This window comes from Terriglobales bacterium, from assembly GCA_035573675.1.
GTDB lineage: Bacteria > Acidobacteriota > Terriglobia > Terriglobales > Acidobacteriaceae > DATMAB01.
On the sequence record DATMAB010000022.1, the window covers coordinates 1 to 8,713 of the forward strand.

At 66.2% G+C, this 8,713-nt stretch carries 9 protein-coding genes; all 9 read left to right on the top strand.

The window, feature by feature from the left end; genetic code table 11:
* Positions 1–290 (top strand): hypothetical protein (locus VNK82_10445; GenBank protein ID HXE91370.1); only part of this gene is annotated, 290 nt, incomplete at its 5' end.
* Between the two features lie 32 nt (positions 291–322).
* Positions 323–2,017, top strand: coding sequence for an RNA polymerase factor sigma-54 (gene rpoN / locus VNK82_10450; GenBank protein HXE91371.1), 1,695 nt, complete (start codon positions 323–325; stop codon positions 2,015–2,017).
* A 62-nt stretch (positions 2,018–2,079) separates the two neighbouring features.
* Complete coding sequence (gene raiA, locus VNK82_10455; protein ID HXE91372.1) at positions 2,080–2,688, top strand: ribosome-associated translation inhibitor RaiA; 609 nt, start codon at positions 2,080–2,082, stop codon at positions 2,686–2,688.
* Entirely contained in the window at positions 2,685–3,890 is a 1,206-nt protein-coding gene (locus tag VNK82_10460) for an ankyrin repeat domain-containing protein (protein ID HXE91373.1), read from the top strand. Before raiA ends, VNK82_10460 begins: the two co-directional genes overlap by 4 nt.
* A gap of 100 nt (positions 3,891–3,990) precedes the next feature.
* Positions 3,991–4,881 carry an RNase adapter RapZ gene (gene rapZ / locus VNK82_10465; protein ID HXE91374.1) on the top strand — a complete coding sequence of 297 codons (891 nt, stop codon included), beginning with the start codon at positions 3,991–3,993 and terminating at the stop codon, positions 4,879–4,881.
* Positions 4,882–5,050: 169 nt separating this feature from the next.
* Positions 5,051–6,895 (top strand): ABC transporter ATP-binding protein, encoded by a 1,845-nt coding sequence (locus tag VNK82_10470; protein ID HXE91375.1) that lies wholly within the window; start codon positions 5,051–5,053, stop codon positions 6,893–6,895.
* Between the two features lie 9 nt (positions 6,896–6,904).
* The gene (locus VNK82_10475; protein ID HXE91376.1) at positions 6,905–7,792 is read left to right on the top strand and encodes a YicC/YloC family endoribonuclease; all 888 of its coding nucleotides are present in this window, start codon (positions 6,905–6,907) and stop codon (positions 7,790–7,792) included.
* Complete coding sequence (gene gmk / locus VNK82_10480; GenBank protein HXE91377.1) at positions 7,789–8,487, top strand: guanylate kinase; 699 nt, start codon at positions 7,789–7,791, stop codon at positions 8,485–8,487. Before VNK82_10475 ends, gmk begins: the two co-directional genes overlap by 4 nt.
* 29 nt (positions 8,488–8,516) lie before the next feature.
* The coding region (gene rpoZ, locus VNK82_10485; protein ID HXE91378.1) for a DNA-directed RNA polymerase subunit omega at positions 8,517–8,713 on the top strand (197 nt) is incomplete at its 3' end.

Consider the following 8,713-nt stretch of genomic DNA (forward strand, 5'->3'; position numbering starts at 1 on the left):
AGATCGCCCGCAGCCTGTGCATCGCGCCGCATTTCATCCTGCTGGACGAGCCGTTCTCCGGCATCGACCCCATCGCGGTGCTCGACCTGCAGAAGATCATCTTCGACCTGAAGGCTTCGGGCATCGGCGTGATCATCACCGACCACAACGTGCGGGAGACTCTGACGGTGACCGACCGCGCCTACATCATCAATGACGGCAGAATCTTCCGGTCGGGAACGCCGGACCAACTCAGCCGCGATCCGGAAGTGCGGAAGGTGTATTTGGGCGAGAGCTTCACCCTGGTTTGAAGAATAAGGAGTAGTCTTAAAGACCGGGACCCATGCAGCTCCAGACCAAACTCAACCTCAAGGTCACGCAGAAGCAGATCCTGACGCCTGGCCTGGTGCAGATGGTCAGCGTCCTTGCGCTCAACAAGCTGGAGCTCAAGGACATGATCAACGCCGAGATGGTGGAGAACCCGGTGCTGGAAGAGCTGGAGTCGCCCGTCCCTTCCATCGACGACGTCTCCCGCAGGGAGGAAAAGCACGACCGCGCTACCGCCGCGGCAGAAGAGGCCAATGGAGCGGAGCGCCAGCGCGACCCATTCGAGGAGATCGACTTCGGCTCTTACTTCCGCGATTACCTCGACCCGGGCTACCGCAGCCCGGCGGCCGAGATCAGCGAACGACCGTCGTTTGAGAACTTCCTGTCGTCGCCCACCACGCTGACCGATCACCTGATGTGGCAGTTGCGGTCGCTGCATCTGCGCGACCAGGTGCGGGCCGCCGCGGAACTGATCATCGGCAACCTGAACGAGGACGGGTATCTCACCGCCACGGACGAGGAACTGTTGGCCGCGGCCCGCGGGCAGCGGATGGCCGAACCGGTCGAGCCTCCGGTGGAGGAGGAGAAAGCCCCGGCAGTCGAGGGGGCCTTCGAATCCGAGGCTGCAACGGCGACGGAGGAGCGCGGGGAAGCCGAAGTGGAGCCGGCGCCTGCCGAGACCGAAGTTGCAGTCGCACCCGAGGGCACCGATAAGGTCGTCGCCATGCCGGCTCCCGAACCGGAGTTCGATGCGGAAGCTTTGAGGGAGGCCCACGCCGTGGTCCGCCAGCTCGACCCGGTGGGCGTAGGAGCGCGAGATCTGCGCGAGTGCCTGCTGGCGCAGCTCGAGTATCAGCAGCAGTTGCGGCAGCAACTCGATCTGGACACGGAGGAAGACCTTGACCAGGTGCTGGCGGACTGCATCGCCGTGGTGAGCGACCACCTGAAAGCTCTGGAAGGGCGCCAGCAGAAGGAGATCGCGCGCGCCATCGGACGCCCGGTGGAGGCGGTGGAGCGGGCGGTGCACTACCTGCGCACGCTCGATCCGCGCCCCGGCCTGCGATACAACCGCAGCGAGCCGCGGCTCATCGAGCCGGAAGTGGCCTTCGTGAAGCAGGGCGAGGAATACCTGATCGTGATGAACGATGAGGACGTGCCCCAGCTCCGGCTGAACCCGGCGTACCGGCGGCTGCTGAGCCAGGATGGCGCCGACCGCGAGGTGCGCACCTACGTGAAGGAGCGCTACCGCTCCGCGGTGCAGCTCATCAAGAACATCGAACAGCGCCGGCAAACCATCCAGCGGGTCTGCCAGGTGATCCTGGACCGCCAGCGCGAGTTCCTGGACCACGGCATGGAACACCTGAAGCCAATGATGATTAAGGAGGTGGCCGAAGAGATCGGAGTGCATCCTTCCACGGTCAGCCGGGCGGTGGCCAACAAGTACGTGCACACGCCGCAGGGCGTGCTGGAACTGCGCTACTTCTTCAGCGAAGGAGTGCAGGGCCCGGAAGGCAGCACGACCTCGCTGCTGGTGCTGAAGCAGCGGGTGAAGAAGCTGATCGAGGAGGAAGACCCCACCCGGCCGTTGACCGACGAGCAGATCACCCGCATCCTCCAGTCGCAGGGCATCCAGGTCACTCGCCGTACGGTCGCGAAATACCGGGAAGACATGCGCATCCCGAGCACCCACCAGCGCCGAGTCAAAAAATAGTTGCGGTAGCGGTTCCATTCCGGCGCAGGCCACCGCCGTGGCTGCGCCCGAGGAGGGAGTCCATGAACGTCGAGTACACGGGCAGGCAGTACGAAGTCACTCCCGCGGTCCGCAGGCAGGTGGAACAAGGTCTGGCCAAGCTGGAAAAGATCCTGGGCAACAACTTCGATACGCACGTCATCCTGAGTACGGAGCGCCATCGGCATATTGCCGAGATCACGATCGTGGTGCGCGATCATCCCATCGTGGGCATCGCCGAGGCCAATGACATGTCCGCAGCCGTGGGCGAGGCGCTGGACCGCATCGACCGGCAGGCGGTGAAGTACAAGAGCCGCTGGCGGACCATCAAGCGCAAGGCACGCAAGAAATGGGACGGAGGCGCGGTTCCGCGCCGGCGCGAGCCGCGGGCCAAGCGGGCCGCGGTGGGCCCTTCGGAAACCGCAGCCGTGCCCGTGGTGGTGCACGCCTTCCCTGCCACCCTGCGCACCGCCGAAGCCCACGTGGTGAAAGCCCGCGACGCCGTCGCTCTGCGCCCGATGACCCTGGAGGAGGCCATCAAGGAAGCCGAATTCCGCGACCGCGACGTATTCGTCTTCCGCGATCCGGCCGGCAAGGTGAAAGTGCTGCACCGCACCCGCGACGGGAAGCTGGAGCTGATCGAAGCGCCATGAAGCAAAGCGGGCAGCGATCCGGAAGCGCGAGTTCCAGGCTGCTCCGGTGGTCGGCGTGGGTCCTGCTGGGCGCAAGCATCCCGGTCTATGGCTGGGCGCAGCAGCCAGCGTCCCCTGCGTTCCCCAAGACCGCAAAAGCGGCCAGGCCCCGGACGGCGAAATCCACCGCGCTGGCCAGGCGGCTGCTCGACGCGGTGTACGGCGGCGACCTGGCGGCGGTGACGGCATTGCTGGAGCAGGGCGCCGATCCCAATCTGGCCAGGGACGAGGATGACGTCACGGCGCTGATGGCCGCGGTGGAAGCCCGCGATGTCGAAGTGGTCACGCGCCTGCTGGACGCCGGCGCCGATATTAACGCCGCCGATGCCGGAGGGTGGAGGCCGCTGATGTCGGCGGTCGAAACCGGCGAGCTGGACCTGATCGCGCTGCTGCTGGCTCGCGGCGCCGACCTGCAGGCTACGGATAGCAACGGCTGGAATGCCCTGTTTGTTGCAGTCTCCGCGCACCAGAAAGAAGCGGCGCAGGCGCTGCTCGAGGCCGGTGCCGACCCTGACTCCAAGGACTGGCACGGCGTGACCCTGCTGATGCTGGCCATCTCCAACGGTGAGGACGAACTGGCGCGGACAATCCTCGACGCACCGCCGCTGGTCCCCAAGGGCAGGAAGCCGCCCGAGCGGCTGGACACCGTGGTGCGCCAGCGCCTGGAAGCGCGCGACGAAAGCGGCTGGACGGCGCTCCACCACGGCTGTTCCCGCGGGCGAAACGGGCTGATCCGCTACCTGCTGGAGCGCGGCGCCGAAGTGGACGCCCGCACGCGAACTGGCTGGACCCCGTTGATGATGGCGGCGGAGAACGGGGACGCGTTGACCACGAGCGCTCTGCTGCTCCGCGGCGCGCAAGCGAACGCCACCGCCGGAGACGGCACCAGCCCGCTGCTGCTGGCTGCCATCCGCGGTGAGGCGCGCACGGTGCGAGCCCTGCTCGCAGCCAAGGCGGATCCGAACGCACGCCGCCGCGACGGCCGCACACCCCTGATCGAAGCCGCTGCGCGCGGTTACGCCGACGTGGTCGAGGAGTTGCTCACGGCGGGCGCCGACCCGGCGGCGCGCACCGCCTCCGGTGCGTCGGCGCTGGATCTGGCCTCGCGGCATGCGGACAATGCGGAAGTCATCGCCCTGCTTCAGCAGGCGGCCGCGAAGTAGTCGGACGCCTGCTGGTCTGATCTTCCCCAGCGATAAGGCCTGCCACCGGATAGCTGCGCGGTGGTACCATCGCTCTCCCATGCCGCGCCGGCACAGGCCCGTGAGACGCAAACGGAAGGCGGCGCCTGCGCGCCGGTCCGCCGCCGAGCTCGTGGTCATCACGGGGATGAGCGGATCGGGCAAGGCTTCGGTGCTGAAGGCCTTTGAGGACCTGGGCTATTACTGCGTGGACAACCTGCCGGTGGACCTGATCCCGCGCTTCGCGGAGCTGGTGCGCCAGTCCACCGAGAGCCAGCGCGCCGCGCTGGTGGTGGACGTTCGCGAAGGCACGCGCCTGGGTCGCCTGCCGGCCATGCTCAAGTCGCTGCGCGAATCGCTGAACACGAAAGTGATTTTTCTCGAGGCCAGCGACCAGGCGCTGCAGCGCCGCTTCAGCGAGACGCGTCGTCCCCATCCGCTGGGTGTGGATGAGCCGGTGCGGGCCGCGATCGGCGCTGAGCGCCGCCGCCTGCGTCCCATCCGGGCCCTGGCCGACATGGTGGTGGACACCTCGGGGTTCAACGTCCACCAGCTTCGCGCCTACATCACGGAGAAGTTCCGGCAGGAGGCTTCGGAGAAGAGCATCCTGGTCTCCTGCATCAGCTTCAGTTACCGCAACGGCACGCCGCAGGATGCCGACCTGGTGTTCGACGTGCGCTTCCTGCCCAACCCGCACTTCATCCCCGAACTGCGCCCGCTCACCGGCAAGGACCCGCGCGTGGCCCGCTACGTGCACAGTTTTCCGCAGACGAAGGAGTTCATCGCCCGCATCTCCGATCTGCTGGTCTATCTGCTGCCGCACTACGTGCGTGAAGGGAAGAGCTACCTGACCATCGGTTTCGGATGCACCGGCGGCCAGCACCGCTCGGTGATGATCGCCGAGGAGGTGCGCCGGCGCCTGGCCGCCGCCGGCTATCGCACGCGGGTCAGGCACCGCGACCTGCCGCGGTGAACCGGTTCACGCTCCGCCCTGAAATGCCGCACGCTGAAGACCGGGAAGAGGCCGGACGGAATCGCCTGGAGCCAGTAGTCCTTCGGACCTGACACCCGGCACCCGGGGCCTTTAGAATAAGGCCAGTTTCCCCCCACATGATTCGGCTGGAACCGGTCCGCGGAGCCCTATGCGCCAGTTGATGCGCCTGCTGCGCTACGTCGCGCCGTACTGGCTCCATCTGCTGGCTTCGGTGCTGCTGATGGCTGTGGTCGGCCTGCTGGACGCCTTCCGCGTGCTGCTGGTCGGCCCCATCTTCGACCGCGTGCTCAACCCCGGCTCGCGCTCGGCGGAAGTGGCGCTGTTCACCGTACCCGGTACGGACCGCGTCATCCACCTGCAGCAGTTCGTTCCCGAGCATTTCCACAATGTATGGACCATCGTGGCGTTCTCCCTGGTGGCGGCGACGCTGCTCAAGGGAATCGCCGACTACGCGGGCACCTATCTGGTGAACTACGCCGGCTTCGGGCTGATCACCGATTTGCGCAACGAGCTGTACGACGCCATTGTGCGGCGTTCCGCCGGATTCTTCCAGCGGCACTCGACGGGCACGCTGCTTTCGACCATCGTCAACGACGTGGAGCGCGTGCAGATCGCCATGTCCACAGTGCTGGCCGAATCCCTGCAGCAGCTCTTCATCCTCATCTTCACGGCCGGGGTGGTGGTGGTGCTGGGCGGGAAGCTGGCCTGGGTGCTGGTGCTGTTCATTCCGTTCGTGATCGTGTCGGCGTCGCGCATCGGGAAGCGCGTGCGCAGCACGACGCGCTCGGGCCAGGACAAGCTGGCCGAAATTCATAATCTTTCGCACGAAGCCATCACCGGTAACCGCATCGTGAAGGCCTTCGGCATGGAGTCGTGGGAGATCGGACGGTTCCGGAGTGCAGCCATGCGCCTGTTCCGCGCCAACCTGCGCTCGGTGCGCGCCGCCGCGCTGAGTTCGCCGCTGATGGACCTGATCGGGGCAGTGGCCGTCGCGCTGTTGTTGCTGCTGGGCCGCGATCAGATTAAGAGCCAGGCGTTCACCGCCGGAACGTTCCTCGCGTTCCTGGTGGCTGTGTTCAAGCTTTACGATCCGGTGCGCAAATTCGCGCTGTATCACAACCAGTTCCAGCAGGCGCTGGGCGCTTCGTCCACGATTTTCCGTTTCCTGGACGACGAGGATGAAGTGCGCGAGCATCCGCAGGCGCGCGCGTTGCCCCCGTTCCGGCAGAGCGTGTGCTTCGAGCGCGTGGGCTTCACCTACGGCGCCAACGGGGAGGGCGCCCGGGACGTGCTGCGCGATGTTTCACTGGAAGTGCGCGCCGGGGAAGTGGTGGCCATCGTAGGCTCGAGCGGCGCCGGCAAGAGCACGCTCGTCCATCTGATCCCACGCTTTTTCGACGTCACCTCCGGCCGTTTGCTGATCGACGGGCACGACGTGCGTGAGGTGACGCTGCACTCGCTGCGTGCACAGGTGGGTATCGTGACGCAGGAAACCATCCTGTTCAACGACACAGTGCGCAACAACATCGCGTACGGCCAGCCGCATGTTTCCCTGGAGCGGGTGAAAGCGGCCGCGGGCGCTGCGCTGGCCCACGACTTTATCTCCGCCATGCCCGAGGGGTACGACACGATGATCGGCGAGCGCGGCTTGCGCCTTTCCGGCGGGGAGCGCCAGCGGCTGGCGGTCGCGCGGGCGCTGCTGAAGAACGCTCCCATCCTGATCCTTGACGAAGCCACATCGGCGCTGGACACCGAGAGCGAGTCTCTGGTGCAATCGGCGCTGCAGAACCTGATGGCCGGCCGCACCGTGTTCGTGATCGCGCACCGCCTTTCGACTGTGCGCCGTGCCGACCGCATCGTAGTGCTGGAGAACGGGACCATCACGGACACGGGCACGCACGAAGAATTGATGAACCGCCTGGGCACTTATCGCCGCCTGTACGAGCTGCAGTTCGTGGATGCCGACCAGCCCAGCCTGACGGCAGGATCGTGACTCGGAACCATGGCCATCCGCTCCATGACGGGTTTTGCGCAGGTCCGGGGACAGGCCGGCGAGCCGGGCGGCTTCACGCTTTCGCTGAAGTCGGTGAACCACCGCTTTCTGGACCTGCATCTGCGCCTGCCCTCCGATCTGGATGCGCTCGAGGTTCCGCTGCGCCGCCGCTTGAAAGAGCGCCTGGCGCGAGGCCACATCGAACTGGTGCTGTCGCTTGACCGCGCCGGTGGCGGCGGAATGACGGTCAATCGCGAGCTGGCGGGCGGATTCATCCGGGCGTTTCGCGACGCGGCGCGCGAGTTCGGCCTTTCCGGCGAGCCGGATTTGAACACGATCTTGCGGCTGCCCGGGGCGCTGGTTGCGGCCCAGCCGGCGATGGACGGGTCTATGGAAGCCGCAGCGCTCCGCGCTCTGGAGGAAGCCCTGGGGCGCCTCGACAAGATGCGTTTGGAGGAAGGCAGCGGCATCGAGCGCGAGCTGAGGGAGCGGGTCGCGCGCCTGCGCCGCGCGAACTCTGAGATGGAGTCGCTGCGCGCGGCCGTCTCCCGTGCCTGCTTCGAGAAGTTGGAGTCGCGCATGCGCGAGCTGATCGGCAGCCACGCCGACCGGGAGCGCATCCTGCAGGAGGCCGCGCTGCTGGCCTCACGCAGCGACATCCAGGAGGAGATCGCGCGCATGGAAACGCACGTCCAGCACTTCCTGGGCCTGCTCGACCAGGGCGGCGAGGCGGGCAAGAAACTCGACTTCCTGCTGCAGGAGATGAACCGTGAGACCAACACGCTGCTCTCGAAGACGTCGGGAGTCTCCGGCGAGGGCCTGCGCATCACCGAGCTCGGGCTGGAGATGAAATCGGAGATCGAGAAACTGCGGGAGCAGGTGCAGAACGTCGAATGAGCCTCTTCATCATTTCGGCGCCTTCCGGTTCGGGCAAGTCCACGCTGGTCACGGAACTGCGCAAGAGCGTGCCCGGGCTGGAGTTTTCCATCTCCTACACGACGCGGGCGCCGCGCGGCAGCGAGCTGAACGGGCGCGAGTACTACTTCGTGACACGGGAGGAATTCGAGCGCATGCTGGCGCGCGACGAATTTCTGGAGCACGCCGAGGTTTTCGGCCACTACTACGGCACGCACCGGCGCTTCCATCGCGAGGCCGAGGCGCGCGGTCACGACCTGCTTCTCGACATCGACGTGCAAGGCGCGCGTCAGATAAAGGAGAAGATCCCGGAAGCGGTAAGCATTTTCGTGCTTCCACCCTCGCGCGAGGAACTGGAGCTGCGTTTGCGCCGGCGGAGCGAGGCGGAAAAGATGCGTTCCGAGGAAGTGATCCGCAACCGGCTGGAAACTGCGACCCGCGAGATTGAGAATTATCCCGCTTACGACTATATTCTCATCAACGATCGCCTCGAGCAGTCGATCGATACCTTGAAAGCCATCGTGCTGGCCGAGCGGCTGCGCGGGTCCGGAAGGCTTCTGGGGACGGAAGAGCAGGAGATCGTGGACGCCGCCGAGCGCTGCCGCCAGGAGCGCGCGGGCGAGCAACTGAAGCGGGTCCTGGCGACGTTTGCATTGCCGGCATCCGGCCGGCGCTGACACCTTCAAGGAGCGACTGAGGCAAGATCATGGAAGGATTCGATAGCAACTACCGCTACGTTCTGGTGGCCGCGCGCCGCGCACGCCAACTGCTCTCCGGCGCCCGGCCCATGGTCGAGACCCCTACGCGCAAGCCCTGCCGCGTCGCCATGGAGGAGATTGCGGCGGGCAAGGTCGCCTACGTGATCGGCGAGCCCAAGACGGCGATGGAGACGGCGGGCGAACT

Bases quoted from the DNA above. Each gene is read 5' to 3' on its own strand.
- rpoN (HXE91371.1), top strand. From the start codon at position 323: ATGCAGCTCCAGACCAAACTCAACCTCAAGGTCACGCAGAAGCAGATC.
- raiA (HXE91372.1), top strand. From the start codon at position 2,080: ATGAACGTCGAGTACACGGGCAGGCAGTACGAAGTCACTCCCGCGGTC.
- VNK82_10460 (HXE91373.1), top strand. From the start codon at position 2,685: ATGAAGCAAAGCGGGCAGCGATCCGGAAGCGCGAGTTCCAGGCTGCTC.
- VNK82_10470 (HXE91375.1), top strand. From the start codon at position 5,051: ATGCGCCAGTTGATGCGCCTGCTGCGCTACGTCGCGCCGTACTGGCTC.
- VNK82_10475 (HXE91376.1), top strand. From the start codon at position 6,905: ATGGCCATCCGCTCCATGACGGGTTTTGCGCAGGTCCGGGGACAGGCC.
- gmk (HXE91377.1), top strand. From the start codon at position 7,789: ATGAGCCTCTTCATCATTTCGGCGCCTTCCGGTTCGGGCAAGTCCACG.